Raw genomic sequence first — 24,540 nt, 5'->3', positions numbered from 1 at the left:
CATGACTGTCCCAAGCAGACGTATCGCAGCGATAGCGTTGCTATCTACCGTGAGCATACTCGCGGCTTGCGCAAAGAAGCCGCCCGAAGATCTTCCGCCAGCGCCTTCTGCAACCGAGGCGCCGCCAGTTTCGACCGCGCCGACGACCAGCGTTGCTGGCCCCGGCACGCAAGCGCATTTCGAAGATTCTGTTGGTGCGAGCAACACGGTGGTCTATTTCGACACCGACCGCTTTAACATCGACAGCCAGGATGCGGCGAAGTTGCAAACGCAGGCGCAATATCTCGGCCAGTATTCGCAGGTGCGGATCACGATTGAAGGCCATGCTGACGAGCGCGGCACGCGCGAATACAACCTCGCTCTAGGTGAGCGGCGCGCGAACTCGGCGAAGAATTATCTGGTCAGCCTGGGTATTCCGGCAAACCGCATCACCACCGTTAGCTATGGCAAAGAGCGCCCGGTCGCACTCGGTTCAAATGAAGCTGCGTGGGCGCAGAACCGCCGCGCTGCCAGCATCGTCATTAACTGATTTGCGGGTTTAAGGGAGCAGGTCGGGACCGAGCGAAGGAAGGCTCGGCATCTCGGCCTGCACCGCAAACGGTGATTGGCCCATCGGCGCACGATCCGCAGTGCTCACGCTTACCACGGAAAGCGCAGCCATAGCGGCAACCGAGAATACGCTGGAAATAGCAAGTTGGGGGCTCATTTGGTCCTCAAGCCTTTGAAAGCGGGTGTGCTTTATCGTCCAATCATGAACGCTTCGTTGCAATGCAACATTTCGTATCGCAACTTGTTCCCACACCTTCCAATTCCGCTCCACCATCCCTAGACAAGAGACCATGTTCTCTCGACCAACAGCAATGCGCCTGGATTTCCATGCCTAAGGCACGCCGTTCCGACGATTGGGGCTTTCCGCGCTGGCGGGGCTATGAGGAATCGCGCGAGGCCGCGACGGTGCGGCTGTGCGACCGGCATGGCTGCGAAGAGAAGGGCGACTGCCCGGCGCCCAAGTCACCGAACAACCCCGACCGCTGGTACTTCTGTCAGAAGCATGCGGCTGAATACAATCGCAAGTGGGATTACTTCGAAGGGCTCGACAAGGAAGAGGCAGCCGAGCGCGCCAAGGCCGAGCGGCGCGATAACTCAGGCTATGCCGAGGCATCGCATTATGGCTGGACCGGGTCCGGCGATGGATCGCGCAGCGATGACGAGATGCGCGCGCTCGAAGTGTTAGAGCTGGAAGCCGATGCGGATTTTGCAGCGGTGAAGAAGGCTTACCGGGCGAAGGCTAAAGAAGTGCATCCCGATGTGAAACCGGGCGATGAGGAAGCCGCCAAGCAGTTTCAGGCGATCCAGGTGAGCTACGAAGTGCTGCGTCAGGCCGAAGAACGCCGCGAGTGGAAGGGGTAGGGCGCAAGCCGTTTACTTCTTCGCGCCGGTATCGATCGCTGTGATCGGATTGTCATTCCACCAGGCAGTATCGGTCCAGGGCCGCGCGTCGATCTCATGCGTCCAGCAATTCTTGGGTTGCTGCGCCAAGTGCCAATAGGTCTCCGCCAGCGCTGCCGGGTCAATCACGCCATCTTCGCCTTTTGAGGCTTTGTAGGCGTCGAAATTTTCGCCAAGCAGCTTGCCCAAAGTGTCAGGTGCATCGACCGAGCCATCGACCACGACATTCGCGACGTGAATGCCTTGCGGGCCGAACTCGGCATTGAGCGTCTGGCAAAGCATGCGCCGCCCGCCCATCGCAGCGGCATGGCTGTGCTGTCCGGCATTTCCGCGCACGGCGGCGGTAGCTGATGTGACAAGCAAGCTGCCTTCGCCTCGCTCCACCATCGCGGGGAACATCGCATGGGCAAGCCGGAACAGCCCGAAGCACCCGAGCCGCCAGCCGAGCTCAAACGTGCGGCGCGGCGTATCGGCAAGCGCCCGGTTCCCGATCTGCGCGCCCAGATTGTAGAGCGCGCAATCAATCGGCCCGATATCGCGCTCGATCCGTTCGACCAGTTCCTCAATCGACCCATCGTCGCTTGCATTGAGCAGTGTTCCACTGGCCGAACCGCCCGCTTCCTCGATTGCGCCGACCAGCTTCGCCAGGCCGTCCTCATCAGACCGCCTTGCTAGCACCGCGTGATAGCCGCCCGCTGCAAAGCGCTTGGCGACATGACCGCCAATCCCCGCGCCTGCGCCAATCACGAGCATCACGGGTCTACGGTTGTCAGTCATGCGTCACTCCTTACCGAACCGGTGAGGAGTGTAGGGCAGCGATCACACCGCTTCCAGTGCCTGTTCGAAGTCAGCGATCAGATCGTCCGGATCCTCAATCCCGATGCTGATCCGCACCAGATTGTCGGTGATGCCTAGCGCGTCTTTGCGCCCTTGTGGAACAGACAGGTGCGTCATCGAGGCCGGGTGGCTCGCCAGCGTCTCGGTTCCGCCGAGGCTTACCGCCAGCTTCGCGATCTTGAGCGCATCGAGGAAGCGGAAGCATTCGGCCTCGCCGCCCTTGATGAACACGCTGAAGGTCGATCCAGCGCCAAGGCAATGCCGGTCATAGATGTCCTGCTGGCGCGCGTCCTTTATCATGCCGAGATAGCCGAGCCCTTCGACCTTGGGATGCTTCGACAGGAAGTCGCACACCTTCGCCGCGTTCTCGCCCGCACGCTGCATGCGCAGCTCGACCGTTTCCAGACTGCGGCACAGCATCCACGCGGTGTTCGGATCGCAAATGCCGCCCATTGTGTTGCGCAGCGCGCGGATCGCATCGATGAAGCGCTTTTTGCCCGATACGCTGCCTGCGACGAGATCGGAATGGCCACCCACATACTTGGTAAGCGAGTAGACGACGAGATCCGCGCCGTGATCCAGCGGGCGCTGCCATAGTGGGCCGAGGAAGGTGTTGTCGATCGCGATCGGGCAGGCATCGGCCTCGAAGTGCGCATCGCGCGCATCACGCACTGCCTCGATATCGACCAACGCATTGGTCGGGTTGCCCGGGCTTTCGAGGTAGATCAGCGGCACTTCGCAGCCTTGTGCTTCGGCCTGCGCCTTGGCTTTCGCCATCACCGCGTCCAGCTCTTCGCGCGTCGCGCCAGCGGGGAAGTCGACATAGGTCACACCGTACTTCGCCATGATCTTGGCGACGAAGCCCTCACTCGCCGCGTAGAGCGGACCGGAGTGTACGATTACATCGCCCGCTTTGCACGCTGCCAGCATCAGGATCGCGATCGCGGTCATGCCGCTGGAGAAGCTGAGCGCTTCCTCCGCACCGTCCCAAATCGCTAGCCGGTCTTCGAGGATCTCCTGATTGGGCGCGTTGAAGCGCGAGTAGACGAGCCCATCGGCGCCGCCCGGACGTTTGCCGGTGATCCCTTCAAAGTGGCGCTTGCCCGCCGCTGCATTCTCGAACGCGAAAGTCGAGGTGAGGAAGATCGGGCTCTTCAGCGAGCCTTCGGACAAAGCCGGGTCAAAGCCATGCCCCATCATCAGCGTGCTTGGCTTCATCTCGCGGCCATCAATGGTCGTGATCTTGGGCTTTGGGTTGCGGCGCGGGGTGGGGGTGTCGGTTGGGTCGATTGCCTCCGTCATGGGCGGGCGTCCTTCCTTAAATGCGCGCTCCCAGGAAGGCAGGAGCTGATTGGTAAGGCTGGCGCGGCCCCCGTTCCTAACCTCCGCAGGAACGCCTCTCCGCCCGGCCCATGCAATTAAGCCCGATTATCGCGAAGTCGTTGCAGTTGCAACGGCCTGCATTGTGCTTGCTCACACCACTGCTGCGATTCCCCACACCATCCCGACAATCAGGAAGACGCCGAGTACATCGAGCACAAGTCCTGCGCCGACCATACGCTCGATCCGGATGCGTCCGGTGCTCCACGCAATCGCGTTGGGTCCGGTCCCGGCGGGAAGCATAAAGCCCCAGCTAGCCGCGAGCGCGGCAGGTATGGCGAGCAGCAGCGGGTCCGCTCCCAGCGCGACCACCAGAGAGGCGACCACTGGGATGATCCCGGTTGCCGTCGCGACATTGCTCGCAAACTCTGTAATGACGACGATCATCGCCACGACGCACAAAGCGACCACGAATAGGGGCAGGCTTTCAAGCGGCAACAGTGCCTCTGCCAGCCACGTGGCAAGGCCCGATGCCTGCATTCCTGCCGCCAGCGCCAGCCCTCCACCGAACATCATGATCACGCCCCACGGCGCGCGGTCGGCCTCTTTCCAGATCAGCAGCGGGCGGCCCGTGCCATCGGGCAGAAGGAACAGCGCGAAGCTGGCGATGATCGCTATCGTCCCGTTAGTCCATGATCCGTCGGGGAGCAGCAGCTTGACCCACGGCACTGTCATCCATGCGAGGAAGGTGAGGGCAACGACCGGGATCAGGCGGCGCTCTGCGCTGGTCCAGGCGGCATGCGTGTCGATGGCTTGGCGCGCGGCGGCGACGTCAAACGGGTGGTCGGCCACGCGCTGAAACCTGGCGATGATCCACGCGGCGAGCGGCACGCCGACGATCACGATGGGCAGGCCGTAAAGCGTCCATTCGATAAAGGTGATCTCGACCCCGATCATTTCGTCAAGCAGGCCAACCGCGATGGCATTGGTGGGGGAGCCAACGAGCGTGCCGAGTCCACCAACGCTCGCAGCGAACGCAATGCCCATGGGGAGCGCGCCGGAAAGGCCTTCTTTATCGGGTGCGGTTTCGGCATCCACCGAAACCTCGGGAGGCACGGCGGCGCGGGCAACCGCGCCTCCTGACAAAACTGCCAATGCCATTGGCATCATGATCAGCGACGTTGAGGTGTTGGAGATCAGCATCGAAAGCAGCGCAGCAGCGATCATGAACGCGAGCAGCAATTGCGTCTGCCCGCCACCGCTGCCGACAACGCGCAGGATTGCGAGGCTCAACCTTTTGTGCAGGCTCGTCCGCTCAATCGCGAGCGCTAGAAACGCGCCGCCCAGAAGCAGAAATAGGATTGGCGAGTAATAGGTGCTGGCGACTTCGCCCGCGCTCGAGACCCCGGCAAAGGGCAGCACTACAAATGGCAGCAGCGCGGTCACGGTCAGCGGGACAGCCTCGGTCATCCACCAGCTTGCCATCCACACGACTAATCCTGCGACCAGCCAAGCGCCCTCCGGCATTCCGGCAGGCGGCGCGGTGAACACGGTGATGGCGAAGATCAGGGGCCCGAGAATACGCCCGATGCGCTGCGCGGTCATTCTGAGTCAGTCCCCTCGCGTGATGGCACGCTTCTTGCCTTCTTCCATCCAACTTATGCGCAGGACACCGGGCGCGGTGCAACCCCGCGCGCGGCGTCAATTCGCGAAAGCATCAATACTGGAGTAGATAAAAAATTGCCGCGCCAGCCGGGGGCAGGTGGCGCGGCGGAACCGTTCGCCATGAGGGGAGGTCGGCGACGTTCTTGAGATTGTGTTACATCAATTGGGCTTCGTAGCGATGCAATTGGTCGGATTTGGAATGATATTCGTCGAGTTTGAAGCGAACTTGCCTATTCGTCCTCGGGCAGAAAAATCCGATTGAAACAAACTTCTTCGGTCTCTTCGTTTTCGGTCGTATCCCAAGTGCTTGTTCCGGCATTAATGGCTTTGGCGCCTTCAATCGCGTCATCACCAAGGCATGCCTCAAGCGAGACTGTTGTCCGATCCACCAATTGCCATAAACCCTCGCCATCACGCTTGGCGTGAACCAGAAGGATGAGGCCACGTCTGTATGCGGAGTGTTGGCTGATGGCGTAAGTGTGCGTGCCAATCGTATTGTTGCCCGCAAGGTACTCGATCGGGGTCAGCCTCAAGTCGTAAAACGAGTTCATGCAGATGTAGCCTTCCGGACATTCAGGCAGTCCGGTAAATTTCATACTCTCGATGCGTGCCATGAAGATCGAGTAATCTGCGTTCGGCTCGAATGCGCTCGGGCGGCTGGGTTCTGATTGGCCAGTCGTAGCGCACGCGCTCAGTGCCAACAGTCCAAGCAAAAGGGCGAAAGCGCCAAACGCCTCCGCCCTCAATTTACTTAAACTCAAAGTGCTTGCTATCACTTAGGCGCGAGCACCATCAGCATTTGGCGACCTTCGAGCCGCGGGAATGCCTCGACCTTGGCAATCTCCTCGACATCTTCCTGCACCCGCTTGAGCAGATCCATGCCAAGATGTTGGTGCGCCATTTCGCGCCCACGGAAGCGAAGCGTAACCTTCACCTTGTCGCCGTTGTCGATGAATTTGTTCACGTTGCGCATCTTCACGTCGTAATCATGCGTGTCGATGTTCGGACGCATCTTTACTTCTTTGATGTCTTGCGTCTTTTGCGTCTTGCGCGCTGCGTTGGCCTTTTTCTGGGCTTCGTAGCGGTATTTGCCGACATCGAGGAATTTGCACACGGGCGGGTCTGCGTTGGGCGAGACTTCGACGAGGTTCAGGCCAACATCCGCCGCCTGCTCAATCGCTTCCCTGGTGTTCATAAGGCCGAGATTCTCGCCCTCATGGTCGATCACGCGGACCTTGGGAACTTGGATATAGTCATCATAACGAGGGCCGCTTTTAGTTGGCGGGGCCATCTGACGCCGAGGTGGACGGGCTATGTGTATTCTCCTGTGATAGCCATAGTGTGCTGGGCGCTATGTAAGGTGTGTCGGGCAGAAACGCCAGTTGAGTCTTACGCGGCGGCGCGAAATATCGGGAAGTGTAGCATTTTCCCCTTTGCGGCGAGTACTGCGTCGATTTCGTTGGCGGGTTGAAGCGCGTCCAAAATCTCACGAGCGCCTGCATCCATGCCGCCAGTGTAGGCGCCAAAGGCGGGCAGGATCATGCGATCCGCGCGTGCTTCACTGCGACTGATCACCCCGCACGGCCTGCTGATATGCCGATCGCGGACCTTTACCCGCATCTTGGGGTGATAATGACCGGACAGCTCGGGCCTTGTCTCGCCGCGCTTCGCTTCATGCCTCAGGATGATGCCGGACAGGTCCAACTCCTCGACCAAGGTAGCGCCAAAGCTGCGTCCCATATTCTCGTCGTGATTGCCGGTGATCCAAACCCAGTCGAGCGCGCGGGTGAGCGATTCGAGCATGCCTGCAGCATAATGATCGAGCCGGTGCGTCCCGTCATCATCGTGGAAATTGTCGCCAAGAGTGATGACCCGGCGCGCACCCGTCTGCTTCACGGTGTCTGCGATCCGTTCCAGTGTTTCGCGGCTGTCATAAGGCGGCAGCATTTGTCCATGCTGCGCATAGAAGCTGCCCTTTTCAAGGTGCAGATCTGCGACCAGCAGTGCGCCTTCACGCGGCCAGTAAAGCGCGTTCGACTTGGTCAGAACCAGCTCTTCTCCGGCGAAGTCAAAAGGGGCGAACGAAACGGGAACCATGCCTCTCATTTGAAGCGGTGCAAGCGCTTTTGCAAGGGCTTTGATCCGCGTCAATTTCCGTTGACACCCCAGGTGTAATGGTCATGGTCAAGCCAGAAGTGAATTGGGGATCGAGTTGATGACGGATTGGGCAGCGCACACCGTACCGCGCGAAAGAATGGTTTGAAAGCTTGCGCGATTCCATTTGCGCGGCTTTTGAAGCGATCGAGCGCGAAGCAGGGTCCGATGCGAGCTTTGAGTACACGCCGTGGACGCGCGAAGAAGCGGGTAATGATGATCCCGGCGGCGGGGTCCAAGGCCTGATGAAGGGCAAAGTGTTCGAGAAGGTCGGGGTCAATGTCTCGACCGTCCGCGGCAATTTCTCGCCCGAATTCGCATCCCAAGTGAATGGAGCTAGCGCCGAGAATCCCAGCTTTTCCGCCACAGGCATTTCGCTTGTCGCGCATATGACCAATCCGCATGTGCCAGCGGTTCATATGAACACGCGGTTCTTGACGACAGGCAAGGCGTGGTTCGGCGGCGGGGCAGACCTCAATCCGCCAATTCCCTATAAGGACGATACCGAGGCTTTCCACGCGAGTATGCGCGCGGCCTGCATGGCGCATAATCCGACCTATTATGAGCGCTACAAGAAGTGGGCGGATGAGTATTTCTACATCCCTCACCGCGAAGTGCATCGCGGCGTTGGCGGCATTTTCTACGATCATCTCGAATGCGAGGACGAGCCAAGCTTCGACCGCAATCTCGCGTTCACGCAGGATGTCGGCAAAGCCTTTCTCGACATCTACCCGGCGCTGGTGCGCAAGCGGATGGAGAGCGACTTTAACGATGCAGATGTCGCGCAGCAGCTTGAGTATCGCGGGCGCTATGCTGAGTTCAACCTCGTCTATGACCGCGGCACATTGTTCGGCCTGAAGACCGGCGGCAACATTGATGCAATCCTGATGAGCCTGCCACCGCGCGCGACGTGGTCTTGACCCAAATGGGTGCGCGCTAGGCAGCGTGCTTGCGATCGTCGGGTAGCCAGCGCTCGATAGTCTCTTTCAGAGTGTCTATTGATATGGGCTTGCCCAAATGCTCCTGCATTCCGACGGCAATGCAGGCATCGATGTCGTCTTCGAATGCATTCGCGGTCAGCGCGACAATCGGCAAACTCGCAGCATCAAAGCCGCGCTCTCGCATAAGCCTGGTTGCCTGCAGCCCGTCCATATTTGGCATGCGCACGTCCATGAACACCATTTCGAAGGGTTCGCCGCGTTCGTGCGCTTCTTTGACCATGCGCACTGCCTCTGCCCCGTCTTCGGCCATTGTGAACGTGAGGCCGATCTGCCGCGCCATTTGCGACATCAACTCACGATTGATGTCAAAGTCCTCAGCCAGCAGAACGCGCCGATCTGCCAGTTCAGGCCTCGGCATGATTTTCGTCTCAATCGCCTGGTGTCGTTCACTCTGGCTGGCGCGCTCGCTTTTTTCGCCAGGTCTCGAAGCGTGCGCTTCAAGAAGCGGTAGAGATAAAGTAAAAACAGAGCCTTTTCCGGCAATGCTCTTCAAGGCCAGGGATCCGTCCATCAGTTCGGCCAGCTGGCGACAGATCGCAAGGCCAAGTCCGGATCCTCCGCGCGCTGGGCCAATGCAATCATCGGCCTGAGCAAACGGAGAAAATATGCTGTCCTGTTTGTCGTCAGCAATGCCAATGCCGGTGTCAGCAACCTCGATTTCGAACCGGTCGCCGCGCTTGAGCGCAGACAGGCGAATTTTGCCTTCATCCGTATATCGGACGGCGTTGTGCATCAGATTTGTGATGATCTGCCGCAACCTAAGACCATCAACAAGCATCATCGGTGGCAGTGCAGTGTCGATTATGCGCTCCACCCGAAGCGCTTTTTCATGGGCCATCGGTTCAATCATTTGCACGACCCGGTGAATGACATGGGTGATATCAGTCGGTTCTGCATTCACCGTCATATGTCCTGACTCGATCTTCGACAGGTCGAGGATATCGTCGAGCAGCGATTGCAATGCTTTCCCTGAATCGACGATCAAGTCGGCGTGGCGCTGCTGAACGGGGTTCAGCTCGCTGTTGCGAAGCAGATCGGCAAATCCCATCACACCGTTCATTGGCGTACGGATTTCGTGGCTCATCTTGGCGAGGAAAGCGCTTTTTGCATCTGCGAGCGCGCGGGCCTCATCACGGGCTGCGCGGAGTTCCTCTTGCATGATTTCCTCGTCAGTTCGGTCGCGGAACACGCCAAACATCGCAATCGGCTTGCCGGACGGATCGAATTCGACCCGCGCCACAGCTTCGGTATGACGAACCGCGCCGTCCGCGCGGATCAGGCGCGCCTGAAAAGTGTAAGGCTGGCCGGTCTCGCGCGCCGATGCGATAGATTGACTCACGATCTCTCGGTCTTCCGGGTGATACAGGTTGATCGCCTCTTCCAGCGCAGGAACCTCTCCCGGCACTTTGCCATGGATGGCGAAGGTCCCGTCGGACCAGAATATTTCATCTGTGGTGAGGTTGAGCCGCCAATGTCCTACCTTCGTCGCAGCTTCGGTTAGTTTCAGCAGGCGGTTCTTGCTTTCGCTTTCGTGCATGCGCGCGCGCAGTTCGAATGTCTGTCGGCGTACATGAAGGCGCGCGCTGAGCTCTCTCAACCCTAAGGCAAGCAGCAGGCCCGTAATGACTGCTTCCGCTGCGTATATCATCGTCTCGTGGCCTATGATGCCGAGCGCGATTATCCCGATGCCAGCCAAGGCCGCGATCAAGGTCAAAAGCCCGGACGCGCCAAAGAAACGCTCAAGCGCTGTTGGTTTAGAAGTTACCATGCGTCGAACGATACGCTGATACTCTATGCGTTCGACTTGACGTCCAGATAGGTATTCGCGCGAGCCAGGAGTGACCTAAAGATCGGTTCGCACTTGCAAAATAGCGTTGCAATCGGCGCGTCACCTGCGCACATTCATTTCCATGCTGAGGCAATATGAGCTGGTTGAGCGGGTCAAGAAATACGACCCGGACGCTGACGAGGCGGCGCTCAACCGTGCCTACGTCTACACCGTGCAGAAACATGGCACGCAAAAGCGCGCCAGCGGCGACCCGTATTTCTCTCATCCGGTAGAAGTTGCTGGCTTGATGACGGACCTGCAGCTCGATCAGGAAACGATCATGACTGCGTTGCTCCACGATACGGTCGAGGACACGCTGGCTACGATAGAGGATATCGAGGCGAACTTTGGCCCTGATGTCGCGCGGCTGGTCGATGGCGTGACCAAGCTCTCGAAGATCGAGGCGATGCCGGAGAATGAGCGCGCGGCGGAGAACCTGCGCAAATTCCTGCTAGCGATGTCGGAAGACATTCGCGTGTTGCTGGTTAAGCTGGCTGACCGGCTGCACAATATGCGCACGCTCCATTTCATCAAAAAGCCGGAAAAGCGCCAGCGGATCGCGCGCGAGACAATGGATATCTACGCGCCGCTCGCCGAGCGGATCGGCATGTATGAATATATGCGCGAGATGCAGGCGCTCGCCTTTGAACAGCTTGAGCCCGAAGCCTTCACCACCATCACCAAGCGGCTGGAGCAGCTGCGGAATCAGGATGGTGGGCAGGTCGATGCGATTGCGCTGAAGATCAAGCAGGCGCTGGCCGAAGCGGGCCTGAAAGTCGAAGTGTCGGGCCGCGAAAAGCACCCCTATTCGATCTGGAAGAAGATGGCCGAGCGCCATGTCTCGTTTGAGCAAGTGACCGATATCATGGCCTTCCGCGTGATCTGCGAAACCGAAGCGGATTGCTATGCCGCGATGGGTTTGCTCCACACGACGTGGCAATTCCTGCCAGGCCGGTTCAAGGATTACATCTCGACCCCCAAATCAAATGGCTACCGCTCGCTTCACACCTCGCTGATGTATGAAAACTCGATGCGGGTCGAAGTGCAGATCCGCACGCGCGAAATGCACAGCCGCAACGAATTCGGGCTGGCCGCACACTGGGCGTACAAGCAAAAAGACGAGGCCGACGGGCAGGTCGGCTGGCTGCGCGACCTTATCGAGATCGTCGATGCCAGCCATGACGCCGAGGAGCTGCTCGAGCATACGCGCCTCGCAATTTATCAGGATCGCATCTTTGCATTTACGCCCAAAGGCGCGCTGTTCCAGCTGCCCAAGGGGGCGACCTCGGTCGACTTCGCCTTTGCCGTGCATACCGATCTGGGCGCGCAGACTGTCGGCGCGAAAATCAACGGGCGGCACATGCCGCTGCGCACACCGCTCAACAATGGCGACGTGGTGGAGATCATCAAAGGCAAGCATGCCGAGCCGCGACTATCATGGCTCGGCTTTGTGGTGACGGGTAAGGCGAGAGCAGCGATCCGCCGTGCCGTGCGTTTGAAAGAGCGCGCCGAGGTCGCCGAGATTGGCTCGAAGCTCTTCGACGAGATTGCTGCGAAAGTGCCCGCGCGGATCGGCAAGAAGGCCATTCGCGATGCTATTGAGCGGCTGGAACTCGATGGCCCGGAAGACATGATGTACGCGATTGGCGCGGCCAAGCTGACCGACCGCGAAGTGATGGAAGCGCTCGTGCCGGGCTGCACCGCTGAATTCGACGAGGATGCCGACTGGTCAAAGCGCGACAAGGCTATCTCGATCCGCGGCCTGACGCCCGGTGTCGCATTCGAATTGGCTGAATGTTGTCACCCCGTGCCGGGGGACCGGATTGTCGGCCTGCGCCGCAAGGGCGAGACGGTTCTGGTGCACTCGATCGATTGCCTAGAGCTTGCCAATGGGATCGACACAGACTGGCTCGATCTGTCTTGGGGCAAGCGCTCACAGGGTGCCGTTGGCCGCCTGCGAGTGACGCTGTACGATCGCCCCGGCACCTTGGCCGAGATGGCGGGCATCTTTGCCCAGAACAAGACGAACCTCACGAGCCTCAATCAGGTGCAGCTCGACCATCCGTTCACCACATATGAGATTGATGCCGAGGTTCAGGATCTCGCTCACCTCACTCGTATCCTGAGCGCGCTCAGAGCAAGCGATGCGGTCGCGCAGGCCGAGCGTATTTAAGGGGGAGGGCGGCGATGGCGATTATCGGGCTCGACCATATCCAGATCGCCATTCCGGTAGGCGGGGAAGACAAGTCCCGCGCGTTTTACGGCGACCTGCTGCGCATGCATGAGGTCCCCAAGCCCGATAACCTCTCATCGCAAGGCTGCTGGTTTGAGCGCGGCTCGGTCAGCCTGCATATCGGCGTCGATCCCGACTTCGCACCCGCGCGTAAAGCGCATCCGGCCCTGCTGGTCGACAATCTCGATCAATTGCGCGAACGGCTCAATGCAGCCGGATACGAAACGCGCGACGACAAACCAGTCGATGGCTATGCGCGCTTCTTCACCTTCGATCCATTCGGCAACCGGATCGAGCTGATGCAGCGCGTCCCTATGTGAAGCTCACCAGCACAATGACCAAGATTAGCGAATAAGCCAGCACGCCGCCCACGATCATGATCGGATTGAATGCTGGGGCCAAAGTCGCTTGCGCCATCTGGCTGAATTGGGTGAGCAGTTGCGGCCAGGTGTAGCTGACGAAATCCCCCTGAGACATCACAGAGACGAGTTTCTTGTCTTCATCGACGATTGGCAGGCGACGGAACCTCTCATTCGACATCATCTGCAGCCAGGGCAGGATTTCATCGTCCTTGTTCGCCATGCGCACTTCGGTGGTCATAACATCACTGACCGAAGTCGATTTTGGATCGAGACTTGCGCCTATCACTCGGCGAAAGATATCTCGCTCGGTCATGACGCCAAGCACGCGCCCGTCGGGATCGGTGATGAAGATAGAGCCGAAGTTCTTGTCCGCCATCTGTGTGACGGCATCATACACGGTCGTATCAGGAGAGCAGGTGAGGGGCGGAGCCTTGCTTTGAAACTCGGTGCGGTCGGAAATTCTCATAGCGCGTGCTCCCTGCAAAAGCCTTGGATAGGACAAGGAACGCTACGGAAAGCTGGGTGGTTCCCCGCAAAGTGCTGAAGTGTGGCTTACATCACGCGCAATTCGAGTTCGATCGTGTCGCCTTCGGCCAGGATTTGGGCTTTTCGGATCGCGGCCTTGATAGGAAGTAGCCACCCGCGTTTTTTGTCGGGAAAGACGCTGGTGTTCCATTTGCTGTCACCGATGCGCGCATGGACCTTGAGCGAGCCGAAGCCCGCGCGTCGGCCGGTTTCGAGCCTCCGCATAAGCGCGATGCCCTTGAGCGTTTCGCCAGCCTCACCATCGATGGTGACGAAATGCCAGCTGCCCTTTTCCTGTGCGCGCCAGACCCAGATCGGGCCGGTGTGGCGCACCGTCTCAGTCACTTGTGACGGCCCGGATGGGAACAGGGATATTGCAGATATCTGCGCCGCCAGCGGGCTTTATGAAGAATGGATCACGGCGATTGGCCCGCGCCTCGGCATAGCGGGCGAATGCCTCGCTCTCGGTTGAGAGGTATTCGAAGCTGGGTTGCTCGCCTTCGGGCAAGTCGCTCGCGACGCGAACCGACAGGATCGGGGTGCGCTTGTGCGCTTCTTCTTCGGTGTAGAAGCCGAGCACGCCCGAGCCGCGCGGCAATGAGGAAAGGTGCTCTATCCCTTCGATGATGCGCCCGACCAGCGAGATGTTACGATCGAGATGCCGCGGCGCATGGCCGATCACGGTGTAGAGTTCCGCGCCCGAGCCGGTGTCGGGCGAGTAATCGCGTCCCACGCCGACCATGCCATAGCAATGCACGGGCCAGACCTTTCTCGGCTCAGATATTAGTTTTCGCGATTTGTAAGCTGGTCTCATCAGCTCAACAGCTAAGGGCATGGGGCCAATGTAGGAAAACGCTCGAGCATAAGGATCGCTGTTGCGTGTCACCGGACCGACTGGCGGCGGGACTGGGACTATCTCCACCACAGCCTCTCGCTTTCCATTGTACCAGATCGAATCGAAGAGCGACGGCGCGAAGTCGCGTGAGTAAGCATCTTCGCCAACTACGTTCAGCCCTTCGGGCAGAGGCTTGGTCTCGGTCTCGCCGCTTTCAGGATTGTCGTACCCCGGATCGCCCCATTGCACGACGTAATTGTCCTGCACACGGTTCACCGAAATCCCGTCATACCACTCGGCGCGCGCGAGAGTGCGAATGTTGCTCACCCAGCCTTGCGAGAACGGTGCGGGCATCAGTTGGATTACAACTTCGCGCGGACTGCCGTCACGGTCCGGCGCGAGCGTCATCACCAAAAGGTCTTCAGCGGCGATGCTCACCCATTCGCTTTGCGGTGCCGCGTCGACGATTTCATTGGGTGATGGGAATGTTTCAGCCTTTTCTTGAGCGGAAACGGGCAGGGCAAGTGCGAACGCCGCAGCGGCGGCGAGGAATGAATGCTTCATATCAGCAGTTTGGCAGCAAGCGGCTTGCGCAGCAACACTCGTGCGGTTAGAGGGCACAACCCAATGGAGACGTGGCCGAGTGGTCGAAGGCGCACGCCTGGAAAGTGTGTATACGGTAACCCCGTATCGTGGGTTCGAATCCCACCGTCTCCGCCACACTCCCAAATTTCACTTTTGACCTCTTGCCCGGCAAAGCGGGCCAATAGGACCTCGGATTCACGCGGTTTCCCGTCCTGCTGCCGCAATCTCGGTTTTTGAGCGCAAGTGAAACCTGATCCATGGGGTTGGATCACTTCCAAGCAGAACAGTGCGAGCGCATCAGCGCTCTTCGTGCCTTTCAATCAGGCCAAGTGCTGGCAGAGATGGCTCTATCAAAAAATCGCAGCCGGCAGTCACCGTTTGCCAAGCTGGTAATCATAGAGCGAAGAGACGCTGATGATTTCTTCGTTCAGCATCTCAAGATAAGGCTCGGGTGTGTGGTCAAGCTGGATCTCGCGGTTGCCGTACATGCTCACGATCCGTGCGTCAGGGCCTTCAGAGCCGGCAAGGATCACGAGCGGTTCGTTTGGCGAAACATTGCCCTTGGCGATGACATTGAGATTCCAGGTCGTGTTGTAACGACCGTGTCCCGGGTTCCAATACCCGGCCCCGCCGGCCTTGTAGAGATCATACATCGGCTTGCCATCTTCGGTGGTTTGATCAGGCACCACGTGGACGGTCAGACGGTCATAGAGGTTCTGATGGTTCGCCCCTGCATGCTGATCGAGCGTGGGCTGGTTCCAGGCGACAGAGTCCTTGTAAACTGACTTCGTCGCCTGCGTGTTGAAGCTGAAAGTGTGCTGCGTCGGGTTGAATACGGTCATCCGCTCGACCAGAACATTGTGCACATTGCCGATATGCACCGCATAGTGCGCCTTGTGGGTGCCATCGGTCACGACGTTAGAAATCGTCACATTGGCGAGGTCATCGGTCAGGATGCCCGCATCGGCTTCGCTTATCCTGACGTCCTTGATCCAGCCGTTAAAGACGCCGGTGAAGTAGATCCCGTTATATCCGGCTTCGTTGTGATGGCCGAAATAGGGATTGTCCGGAAACGTCAGTGCGAGGTCCTGGATGCCCACATTGGTGATGTGATCCCATTGCGCAAAATAGGCAGGGAGGCTCGAATCAATATCGTGGAGCAGAGGGTCTGCGATGGTCACGCGGTCGCCATTGATCGCCTCGATCCGGGTGGCCTGACGGACCAACGGTACCGGTCGGGCATCTCCCAATGGCGGCTACCAATTTTCAGGTCTGTGTCGCCGTAGAGTGATTTTACGAGAGCTCCGTCTGGACCCTGCCGGTTGTGCCAGTGGATCTGAAGCACATCGCCGACCTTAAGAGCGCCCGGATTGGCGACAGTTACCTCCTTGGCGAATTGGCTGCCCGCCGAGATGTCGGTGACTTCTTTGATCGAGCCGATCGTAACGTTCGAGGTAGGTTGCGTGGCGACCTCCGGGATAGCGCGCCCAGATGAAGCCGGCGCTCCAGCTGTATTCGGAAAAAAGAACATTGAGATTGTCGTCCGGCCTGCGCTCATATTTGTCGTTTTCAACCAGATACTCGCGAATCTCCTTGAGCGCGCCCCCATCGTCAATCTGGTTCAGTGGGCGCGGCATAAACAGCTGGGTGCCACCATCGCCTGACCCCATGCCGGAAAGGACGACGCCGCTCTTCTCGATCCAGAGAATTTCTGTGAGCTGGTATTGGCCTTGCTGCAGCTGGACGCGCACCGGCCCATCCATCTCATGCGCTGCTGCGAGCGCCGCTTTCAAAGCGACGCTATCGTCCTTTCCATCATCAGGGATCGCGCCGTAGTCAGCGACATCGATCTCGGCCTCGACGCTTGGGATTTCTTCGACGCCATAGCCGTATCCGGCATAGGAGAAGTCGGGCAGGATCTGCTCGCTCGAGACCTCTTCGTCGGCGAGAATTTGCGGCATTTTTTGCGCGAATGCGGGTGTCGCAATCCATGCCGACGCCATCAGTGATCCCGCCACCATGCCGATAGAATTACGAAAATTTCCCAATGCCGATATCCTCTCGGTAACATTATCATCTTTTTCAACACAGGTATTGACCTTCAATGGCACCGGTGTCAATTGTTGGGTAACCGGTGTCAAAGGCCGGGCTGCACATGGGACGGTGCAGATACAGGGAGAGAATCATGAAGAAATCTGCTGCTGGCTCAGCTCCGCGCGTTCGCATGCGCACATCGGCGCTTCGCGCCGCTTTGCTCACTTCCGCCATTGCCCTTGCTACGCCCGGCATAGCCTACGCTCAGGATGCCGAGGCCGATGCCTCGCAAGAGGATGTTGGTGGCGAAGGCGAGATCGTTGTTCGCGGCGAGATCAGTCGCACGATCGAAAGCTCACTTGCTGCCAAGCGCAGCCTCGATGTTATCGGCGATGCGATCGTAGGGGACGATATCGGCGATCTGCCTGATTTGTCTGTGGCTGAAACGCTCGAGCGCATCGTTGGCGTGACATCGGACCGCTTCAAGGGCGGCGCATCAGAGCTCTCCATTCGTGGCCTCGGCGCGTTTCTGGGCGCTTCGTTCCTGAATGGCCGCGAGATTTCGTCCGGCAGTGATGGCCGCGATGTGAACTTTGGTCAGTTTCCATCCGAGCTTGTGAATGGCGCGATCATCTACAAATCGCAGCAGGCTTCGTTCGTTGAAGGTGGTGTCTCGGGCATCATCGAACTGCAGACCTTGCGTCCGCTCGAATACGGCAAACGCCGCATCCAAATTCAAGCGCTTGGTGGCTTCAGCGAATATGAGGATCGTGTGACTGATGGCGATCCGTTCAACTATCGCCTGACCGCATCTTATGTCGATCAATTCCAGCTTGGGGATGGCGAACTGGGTATCGCAATCGGCGGCCAGCTGCGCCGCGATACCGCCCCGGAAGACATCTTCACCAGCAGCTCGACCTACCGGCCTTGCAACACGATCGAGGGTGTGGACCGCAGCAACAACTGCACATTTTCGACCGATAGCGATGGCAACCCCGATGGCGCGTCAGAAACCTATTTCGTCTCGAACCAGTATCAGTACCGCGCGCTCGCAACCGAGGCGGATCGTGATGCGATCATGGCGACGATCCAGATGGCGCCGAGCCCCAACTTTCAGATTACTCTGGATGGGCAATATTCGTTCCGTGACGATATCGAAGAGCGTGCGAACCTGGTGATCGCCGACGGTCGGCGCGACATCGCTCCGATCGAGATTTCGCCCGCAGGGGCATTGCTGGCCTGGAGCGGTGAGACGCGTCTCGAGAACCAGTCAGTCTGGCGCCAGCGGACCGAGGAATATATCGGTGCGGGCGCCAATATCGAGTGGACGATTGGCCGTCTGCAGCTCGATGCAGATGTGTCGTACTCGCAGACGCAGCGTCGTCAGGATGAACTCGACATGCGCATCCGGACCAACCGCCGCGTTTTCTTTGAGCTTGATTCCCGCGGGCTTGAGGTGCCTAGCCTTACATTGACAGATGTCTCCGCAGTGGAGTCGAACACGGGTCTCCCGTTCGACCTCAACAACCACGATATCTACACCAACGGCGCGCGGGCGCGTCGCCGCCTCGAAAACGTCGATGACGGCATCTTCGCGGTTCGGCTCGATGCGACCTATGATGTCGGGGGCAGTTTTTTCGACACCTTCCAGGCGGGGTTCCGTTTCTCAGATCGTCAGCGCATCCAGGACGACGGTATCGACACGACCTTGTCATTGGTCGCCGGATATGACGATCCGGGCGCAATTGCCGCGCGCAATGACACCTTCCTGGTGCGAGACCTGTTTGAAGGCGCAGATGGCACCAATGTCCAAGGACTAACCTTTGCGACTTGGGATCCTATTGCATTGTTTGCGGCACTAACCGGTGATCCTGATGCGGGCCTGCCTGCGCGCGGTGTATCAACGCTGTCTTCGCAGGATACCGATGTCTCTGAGAAAACCTATGCTGGTTACCTTCAGGCGAATTTCGAAACCACGATGTTCAATGTGCCGGCTCGCGGCAATTTTGGCCTTCGCGGTGTTCGCACCGAGGTGACATCACTCGGTATCAGCTCTGCGCTCGAGACGAGCCCGGGGCCATCGCCGGACACCATTACGGTGACCGAAGTCGGTGATCCGATCGTCAATATCGAGCGCAATTCATTCTGGAATTGGTTGCCGAGCGCAAACCTGATCCTCGAACTGGATAGCGACAAGCTGTTGAGGCTCGCGGCATACCGCGCAATTGCTCGTCCGGATGCTTTCAGCCTGTCGGGCGCGCTCACATTCGATGATGAAGCTGATCTCGGCGATTTGGGCAGCATTGTGAGCGCGGCAGGCAACCCGTTCCTGGAGCCGCTGGCTTCGTGGAACGCGGATGTCTCGTTTGAATGGTATGCATCGCGGACTTCATCGCTGTCGCTGGCGCTATACGCCAAGCAATTGCAGACCGGCGTTGAGACCGATGTAACTCCGCTGACGCTCATCGTTGATGGCGGACCTCAAGAAGTTGTCGTCGGACGGTCGGTTAACTCTGACGAGAAAAGCACCCTGCTGGGCTTCGAAATCGCGGCGCAGCACAAATTTGACTTCGGCCTTGGTTTCCAGGCGAGCTACAACTTTGCGGACTCCGATTTCGAGTTTGAAGATCCTGTAGTGGTCAGCGGCCTTGCTCTGGCTGACTTTACCGATCCTGCGAATATCGTGGGCTTTTCACGGCATACAGGTAACGCCACGGTGTTTTTCGAGCGTGATCGTTTCAATGCGCGTGTCGCCTATAAATTCCGCTCGAACTACTTTAAGCCCTTCCGCAATGGTTCGAACCGGTTCACCCGGGCGCAGGATTTCCTCGATTTCTCTGCCGGATACGATATTACCGACAACATACAGATACGAGCTCAGGTGCTGAACATTCTCGACGAGCCGAACATCTTCTCGCGCCCAACGCGTGATGGTGTGTCGCAAGCGGATTTCTCGGGGCGTCGTTACTTCCTCGGTCTCCGGGGCCGGTTCTGAGCAAGAGAGGGGTTGGTGAAACGGTGATGGATGCTCGCGTGACCTCCAGTCAGAGCAGATTGGAGGAAATCTCCAGCGATCTGCTGAAGGCGCGGCGATCCGCCACCGCTTTGCCAGGCTTTCCCGGTGCGTTGCCTGAAAATTTCGACGACGCCTACGTAGTTCAGTCTTTGTCCCGACAAAGCTGGGACGATGATGTCGTAGGCTGGAAAGTGGGCGGCGTTCCGCCTGACTTCATCGCGAAATTCAACGAGACACACTTGGTTGGGCCGATCTTTGCCAGGTCTGTGAAGCGCGTCGCCGATCAGGGTGAGGCGACAATGCCGGTCTTCGACGGTGGTTTTGCGGCGGTTGAACCCGAGTTCATTGTCCAGCTGGGTGAGACGCGCGCGCAAGACCGGCTTTTCATCGGAGCCGAGATTGCGAGCAGTCCAATGGCGGGCATCAATGGCATTGGCCCAATCGCCGTTATCTGCGATTTTGGCAACAATAACGGGCTCATTCTCGGTCCTGAAGTCATCGACTGGCGCGAAAGCGGGATAGAGCGTGTGCAGGTCGAATGTATGCTGGATTATGCTCCAGTGGGATCGCGCGAAGTGTCAGACGTTGCCGCTTCTGCGGATCGGGCGACCAACTTTCTCTTGTCACTTGCGGACCGCAAAGGCTTTGAGGTTCCAGTCGGCACATATGTTTCAACTGGAGCCATCACCGGAATCCACGAGGCAGAGCCCGGCGCGGTTTCGCACGTTTCTTTCAGTACGGTTGGGATCATTCTCGCTCTCGCTCGAAGTCGCGACCCCTGCCTGATGGCTGAGCAGTCGAAATCCATCGCGTCCGCAGGACATTTTGAGTTTTCACGGCGCGCTGTGCTGGGCGGTTCGATAGCTTTGCTGGCGGCTTGCAATGCGCGCTTTTCCAATCTCTTTACCGCGACAGACACGCACGTCCTTGGCTATCCTACCGTTCAAGCGGTCATCCGCTTTGGAGAGGTCCTGAGCGAACGCACTGATGGGCGACTTGGCCTTAAGATGTATGCTGGTGGGCAGCTGGGCAATGAGCGCGATACGCTCGAGATCACGACGTTTGGCGGGTTGGACTTCAACCGCGTGAACCTGGCTCCGCTCAACTCGATTGAGCCGCTGACCCGAGTTGCAGCACTGCCATTCTTGTTCGAATCCACCGAACATATGCGCGCCACTGTCGATGGTGAAATCGGAGAGGAAATCCTTGCTTCGCTCGAGCCGCACGGGTTGATCGGACTTTGCTTCTACGATTCCGGAGCGCGCTCCTTCTACAATACGCGCGGGCCAATCCGCACGCCCGAAGATATGGCGGGGTTGAAGCTGCGAGTGCCGGGTTCGGATCTCTATGTCGGCATGATCAAATCGCTCGGTGCAGATGCCACGCCGATGCCACTCGATGAGGTTTATCAATCGCTAGCCCAAGGCGTGATTGATGGCGCGGAAAACAACTGGCCGTCATTCGAAAGCGGCAAGCATTTCGAGGTTGCCCGCTATTACAGCCTGACCCGCCATTTGCTCGCGCCGGAAGTGTTCGTGATGTCCAAGGTCAGCTGGGACAAGCTGAGTTCCGAGGATCAGGCGCTCGTCCGCCAGACCGCCAAGGAATCGGTCACATACATGCGCGAGTTGTGGGATGCGCAGGTCGCCAAGAGCATGGAGATCGTGCTCGCCTCTGGTGTGGAGGTGAACGAGGTCGATCCCGCTCCTTTCACTGACAAGATGATGGGGATGTGGGGGGACTTCATCGATTCCCCGCGCGAGCAGGAGCTCGTCGACCGTATTCTTTCGCTGCGCGAAGGGGGGCTATGATGCTCAAATTATCGGATTTTCTGATTAAGTTGGGAGCGGCAGGCCTCGTCCTGATGACTGCGATCATCGGTTGGCAGGTCTTTGGTCGGTTTGTGCTCAACGCAAGCCCTTCATGGTCGGAGCAAGCCGCGCTTATCCTGATGATCTGGTATGTGTTCTTCGCCGCAGCAGCGGGCGTGTATGAAGGCTTTCACATCCGCATCGCGCTGTTCGAGGACAAGCTGTCAGACAAGAATGCGCGATTGGTCCGGCGGATAATCCATGCATTGGTGGTATTCAGTGGTCTCATCCTGATGGTGTTTGGCGCAAGTCTCGCGTGGATGGTGCGGGATCACGTCGTGCCCGGTCTCGGTATCAGCCGGGGCTTTGCCTACATTCCGATCCCCTTGTGCGGGTTACTCATCGCAATTTTTGCGGCGCGTCATTTCGTCAATGAAAATGGCGGCGGATCGCTTGAAGATGGGCTTGAAAGCGGGCCTGAAAGCGGGCCTGAAAGCGGGGAAGCCTAATGGAAATCTTGGTCCTGCTGGGCGTTCTGCTGTTTCTGCTGTTTTTGGGCGTTCCAGTCGCATTCGCTCTGTTTGGAGCTGCGCTCGCGACATTCCTGGTGATCGACATTCCGCTGGTGGTCGCAGTCCAGCGCATGGCCGCCGGGATCAGCGTGTTCACGCTGATGGCAATACCGTTTTTCATCTTTGCCGGCGATCTGATGTACAGGTCAGGGATTGCCGACCGTCTGGTTAGAGTGGCTGATGCCGCTCTTGGACGGGTCCGTGGGGGACTCGGCCTTGTGGATGTCGGGGCGTCCATGATGTTCGGTGCTGTATCGGGCTCGGCCATCGCCAGCGCGTCAGCGATCGGATCAACCATGGTGCCGTTGATGGAGGAAAAAGACTACCCGAAGGATTACGCGGTCAACGTCACAGTGACTGCGGCGGTCGTCGGATTGCTGATCCCGCCATCGCATAACATGATCATCTATTCGGCTGCATCAGGCATCGGCGTGTCAATCGGTGATCTGTTTCTGGCGGGCATCATTCCGGGCATTTTGACCGGAGCGATGCTGATGTTGACTGCCTGGCTGGTCGCGCGGAAACGCGGCCTGCCAAAGGGCCACTTCCCGGGCTGGAGCGCATTCTTCTTTGCGTTCGTTTACGCGATTCCCGGCCTGATGACGGGCCTGATCATCATTGGCGGTATTCTGAGCGGCTTTTTTACCCCGACCGAAAGTTCGGCCATCGCCGTCATCTACACCGCGCTGGTCGGCACTTTCGTATATCGCAGTTTGGGATGGAAAGGCTTCGTCGAAGCGGCCCAGAAATCGGTCCGGACCGCGTCCATGGTTCTGTTCATCATCGCGGCTGCCAGCGCGTTTGGATTTGCTTTGGCACTGCTCGAAGTGCCCGCTGCCTTGGCGAGCTTGATCGCTTTGATGACCGATAACCCGATCCTGACTTTGATCATCATCAATGTGATGTTGCTCGCGCTCGGCACTTTTATGGATATGGCGCCGCTGATCGTCATCACGACCCCGATTTTCCTCCCTGTCGCCATGGCGACAGGTGTCGATCCGGTTCATTTCGGCATCATCCTGATGCTGAACTTGGGCATCGGCTTGGTCACGCCACCAGTGGGGTCGGTGCTCTTTGTCGGATCGGCGGTCGGCAAGATTCCTGTCCCGACGATGGTGAAGACGATCTGGCCGTTTTATCTCACGCTACTCGCTGCGCTCGCCTTGATCACATTTGTTCCGGCACTTTCGCTGTCGCTTCCCGCCGCTTTGTGACTATCGCTTTCGTCACGAGTTCGCTTAAGAAGGAAAGCGAGCTCAGCTGGGGGTGATTATGAAGCGAGGGGAGAAACCGACGATCAACGATGTCGCGCGTCTGGCCAAGGTGTCGAAAAAGACTGTCAGTCGGGTGATCAACAATTCGCCGTTGTTGAGCGAGAAGACACGCAAGCGCGTTGAAAACATTATCGCAGAGATCGGGTTTGTCCCCAATCCTCAGGCGAGGGCCTTGGCGTTGCGAAGGAACTTCATCATCGCGGCTGTCCATGACAATCCCAACGCGCAGTTTCTGGTGAACGTGCAAAAGGGAGTCTTGGAGGCGTTGGAGGGCACCGATTTCGGATTGATGGTTCAGCCTGTCGATCGAAACTCACCAACCATTGCACAGGACCTGCGGGATTTTCTCGAGCGCCAGCGACCCTATGGCGTGGTCCTGCTTCCGCCAATCTCCGAAAAGGATGAACTGGCTGAGGTTTGCCGCGATTTTGGCGCGCGTTACATCCGTATGGCCTCGGCGCAAGTCGACGAACCGGAGCGGATCGTGACGTCGAACGACCGCGATGCGGTACATCAAGCGGTGACGTATCTTGCGGAAATGGGTCACAAACGCATCGCCTTGATCGAGGGACGCAGCAACTCACGATCTGCGATTGAGCGGCGTGCTGGCTATGAAGATGCGCTGAAGCAAGCCGGGGTTTCAGTCGAGCCTGACTTGGTCGAGCAGGGCGGATACACGTTTGAGTCCGGCGTAGAAGCCGCGCTCAAATTGCTGGCCAAACCTGCGCGACCCACCGCAATCTTTGCATCGAATGACGAGATGGCGATTGGCGCCTTGATAGCCGCGCGGCGTAAGGGAATCGAAGTGCCGCGCGGTCTTTCAATCGTCGGCTTCGATGATACGCCAATGTCCAGTCATGTCTGGCCGCCCCTCACGACGGTTAAGTGGCCGATTGCGGACATGGCGCGTATCGCCGCGCTTAAGTTGATGGCGCAGCCTAGCGACCCGCCAATCTCGGAATCATTGCTGCCCTCCGAATTGATTAAACGTGACTCTGTGGCCGCGCCACCCGACGAATGAAACGGCACTTCTGCAATG

22 protein-coding genes, 1 tRNA gene and 1 pseudogene are annotated in these 24,540 nt (G+C 58.5%); 11 read left to right on the top strand and 13 right to left on the bottom strand.

Features of this window, described 5'->3' with window-relative positions:
• Position 1 precedes the first annotated feature (1 nt).
• Complete coding sequence (pal, locus tag ACZ1GU_RS12035; RefSeq protein ID WP_472648225.1) at positions 2-529, top strand: peptidoglycan-associated lipoprotein Pal; 528 nt, start codon at positions 2-4, stop codon at positions 527-529.
• A gap of 9 nt (positions 530-538) precedes the next feature.
• On the opposite strand, the gene ACZ1GU_RS12030 is transcribed toward pal, so the two are convergent.
• Positions 539-706, bottom strand: coding sequence for a hypothetical protein (locus tag ACZ1GU_RS12030; protein WP_472648224.1), 168 nt, complete (start codon positions 704-706; stop codon positions 539-541).
• Between the two features lie 170 nt (positions 707-876).
• Here ACZ1GU_RS12030 and ACZ1GU_RS12025 point away from each other — a divergent pair, with 170 nt between their 5' ends.
• Positions 877-1,410, top strand: a complete 534-nt coding sequence (locus tag ACZ1GU_RS12025) for a J domain-containing protein (RefSeq protein WP_472648223.1) — start codon at positions 877-879, stop codon at positions 1,408-1,410.
• 12 nt (positions 1,411-1,422) lie between these two features.
• On the opposite strand, the gene ACZ1GU_RS12020 is transcribed toward ACZ1GU_RS12025, so the two are convergent.
• The 6 genes from ACZ1GU_RS12020 to pdeM all read right to left on the bottom strand — a co-directional run bounded on the left by ACZ1GU_RS12020 (position 1,423) and on the right by pdeM (position 7,368).
• On the bottom strand, positions 1,423-2,226 hold the full coding sequence (locus ACZ1GU_RS12020) for an SDR family NAD(P)-dependent oxidoreductase (RefSeq protein WP_472648222.1): 804 nt from the start codon (positions 2,224-2,226) through the stop codon (positions 1,423-1,425).
• 42 nt (positions 2,227-2,268) lie between these two features.
• Complete coding sequence (locus ACZ1GU_RS12015) at positions 2,269-3,588, bottom strand: cystathionine gamma-synthase family protein (protein ID WP_472648221.1); 1,320 nt, start codon at positions 3,586-3,588, stop codon at positions 2,269-2,271.
• A gap of 171 nt (positions 3,589-3,759) precedes the next feature.
• The gene (locus tag ACZ1GU_RS12010; RefSeq protein WP_472648220.1) at positions 3,760-5,211 is read right to left on the bottom strand and encodes an SLC13 family permease; all 1,452 of its coding nucleotides are present in this window, start codon (positions 5,209-5,211) and stop codon (positions 3,760-3,762) included.
• Positions 5,212-5,501: 290 nt separating this feature from the next.
• Entirely contained in the window at positions 5,502-5,867 is a 366-nt protein-coding gene (locus ACZ1GU_RS12005) for a hypothetical protein (RefSeq protein ID WP_472648219.1), read from the bottom strand.
• 176 nt (positions 5,868-6,043) lie between these two features.
• Complete coding sequence (gene infC / locus ACZ1GU_RS12000) at positions 6,044-6,562, bottom strand: translation initiation factor IF-3 (RefSeq protein ID WP_472648218.1); 519 nt, start codon at positions 6,560-6,562, stop codon at positions 6,044-6,046.
• Between the two features lie 98 nt (positions 6,563-6,660).
• A complete protein-coding gene (pdeM, locus tag ACZ1GU_RS11995; RefSeq protein ID WP_472648217.1) occupies positions 6,661-7,368 on the bottom strand; it encodes a ligase-associated DNA damage response endonuclease PdeM in 708 nt (235 codons plus the stop codon).
• 118 nt (positions 7,369-7,486) lie between these two features.
• Here pdeM and hemF point away from each other — a divergent pair.
• Positions 7,487-8,345, top strand: a pseudogene (hemF, locus tag ACZ1GU_RS11990) (oxygen-dependent coproporphyrinogen oxidase).
• A 16-nt stretch (positions 8,346-8,361) separates the two neighbouring features.
• On the opposite strand, the gene ACZ1GU_RS11985 reads toward hemF, so the two are convergent.
• Positions 8,362-10,194, bottom strand: a complete 1,833-nt coding sequence (locus tag ACZ1GU_RS11985) for an ATP-binding protein (RefSeq protein ID WP_472648216.1) — start codon at positions 10,192-10,194, stop codon at positions 8,362-8,364.
• 142 nt (positions 10,195-10,336) lie between these two features.
• Here ACZ1GU_RS11985 and ACZ1GU_RS11980 point away from each other — a divergent pair, with 142 nt between their 5' ends.
• Together ACZ1GU_RS11980 and ACZ1GU_RS11975 are read left to right on the top strand one after the other, a co-directional pair.
• Positions 10,337-12,427, top strand: a complete 2,091-nt coding sequence (locus tag ACZ1GU_RS11980) for a RelA/SpoT family protein (RefSeq protein ID WP_472648215.1) — start codon at positions 10,337-10,339, stop codon at positions 12,425-12,427.
• 14 nt (positions 12,428-12,441) lie between these two features.
• The gene (locus tag ACZ1GU_RS11975) at positions 12,442-12,807 is read left to right on the top strand and encodes a VOC family protein (RefSeq protein ID WP_472648214.1); all 366 of its coding nucleotides are present in this window, start codon (positions 12,442-12,444) and stop codon (positions 12,805-12,807) included.
• On the opposite strand, the gene ACZ1GU_RS11970 is transcribed toward ACZ1GU_RS11975, so the two are convergent.
• From ACZ1GU_RS11970 to ACZ1GU_RS11960, 3 genes are all read right to left on the bottom strand, one after another.
• Complete coding sequence (locus tag ACZ1GU_RS11970) at positions 12,800-13,315, bottom strand: CBS domain-containing protein (RefSeq protein WP_472648213.1); 516 nt, start codon at positions 13,313-13,315, stop codon at positions 12,800-12,802. The genes ACZ1GU_RS11975 and ACZ1GU_RS11970 overlap by 8 nt on opposite strands.
• An 86-nt stretch (positions 13,316-13,401) precedes the next feature.
• The gene (locus ACZ1GU_RS11965; RefSeq protein ID WP_472648212.1) at positions 13,402-13,719 is read right to left on the bottom strand and encodes a DUF1905 domain-containing protein; all 318 of its coding nucleotides are present in this window, start codon (positions 13,717-13,719) and stop codon (positions 13,402-13,404) included.
• Positions 13,712-14,773 (bottom strand): peptidylprolyl isomerase, encoded by a 1,062-nt coding sequence (locus tag ACZ1GU_RS11960; protein ID WP_472648211.1) that lies wholly within the window; start codon positions 14,771-14,773, stop codon positions 13,712-13,714. The genes ACZ1GU_RS11965 and ACZ1GU_RS11960 overlap by 8 nt, the downstream gene beginning before the upstream one ends.
• Positions 14,774-14,838: 65 nt before the next feature.
• On the opposite strand from ACZ1GU_RS11960, the gene ACZ1GU_RS11955 reads away from it, so the two are divergent.
• Positions 14,839-14,929 (top strand) — tRNA-Ser (locus ACZ1GU_RS11955).
• Between the two features lie 236 nt (positions 14,930-15,165).
• Here ACZ1GU_RS11955 and ACZ1GU_RS11950 read toward each other — a convergent pair.
• Complete coding sequence (locus ACZ1GU_RS11950) at positions 15,166-16,044, bottom strand: hypothetical protein (RefSeq protein WP_472648210.1); 879 nt, start codon at positions 16,042-16,044, stop codon at positions 15,166-15,168.
• A 105-nt stretch (positions 16,045-16,149) separates the two neighbouring features.
• Complete coding sequence (locus tag ACZ1GU_RS11945) at positions 16,150-16,842, bottom strand: hypothetical protein (protein WP_472648209.1); 693 nt, start codon at positions 16,840-16,842, stop codon at positions 16,150-16,152.
• 137 nt (positions 16,843-16,979) lie between these two features.
• On the opposite strand from ACZ1GU_RS11945, the gene ACZ1GU_RS11940 reads away from it, so the two are divergent.
• Genes ACZ1GU_RS11940 through ACZ1GU_RS11920 form a run of 5 tightly spaced genes read left to right on the top strand, consistent with a single transcriptional unit; the run spans position 16,980 to position 24,522 of the window.
• Complete coding sequence (locus ACZ1GU_RS11940) at positions 16,980-19,823, top strand: TonB-dependent receptor (protein WP_472648208.1); 2,844 nt, start codon at positions 16,980-16,982, stop codon at positions 19,821-19,823.
• A gap of 38 nt (positions 19,824-19,861) precedes the next feature.
• Positions 19,862-21,655 carry a TRAP transporter substrate-binding protein DctP gene (gene dctP, locus ACZ1GU_RS11935; protein WP_472648207.1) on the top strand — a complete coding sequence of 598 codons (1,794 nt, stop codon included), beginning with the start codon at positions 19,862-19,864 and terminating at the stop codon, positions 21,653-21,655.
• Complete coding sequence (locus tag ACZ1GU_RS11930) at positions 21,652-22,164, top strand: TRAP transporter small permease (RefSeq protein WP_472648206.1); 513 nt, start codon at positions 21,652-21,654, stop codon at positions 22,162-22,164. Before dctP ends, ACZ1GU_RS11930 begins: the two co-directional genes overlap by 4 nt.
• Positions 22,164-23,441, top strand: coding sequence for a TRAP transporter large permease (locus tag ACZ1GU_RS11925; protein WP_472648205.1), 1,278 nt, complete (start codon positions 22,164-22,166; stop codon positions 23,439-23,441). The genes ACZ1GU_RS11930 and ACZ1GU_RS11925 overlap by 1 nt, the downstream gene beginning before the upstream one ends.
• 58 nt (positions 23,442-23,499) lie before the next feature.
• On the top strand, positions 23,500-24,522 hold the full coding sequence (locus ACZ1GU_RS11920) for a LacI family DNA-binding transcriptional regulator (RefSeq protein ID WP_472648204.1): 1,023 nt from the start codon (positions 23,500-23,502) through the stop codon (positions 24,520-24,522).
• The last annotated feature ends 18 nt before the right edge of the window (positions 24,523-24,540 follow it).

The organism is Erythrobacter sp. HA7-11, from assembly GCF_055693605.1.
The sequence above is the reverse complement of the archived record's forward strand: the minus strand, read 5'-3'. Positions and strand labels throughout refer to the sequence as shown.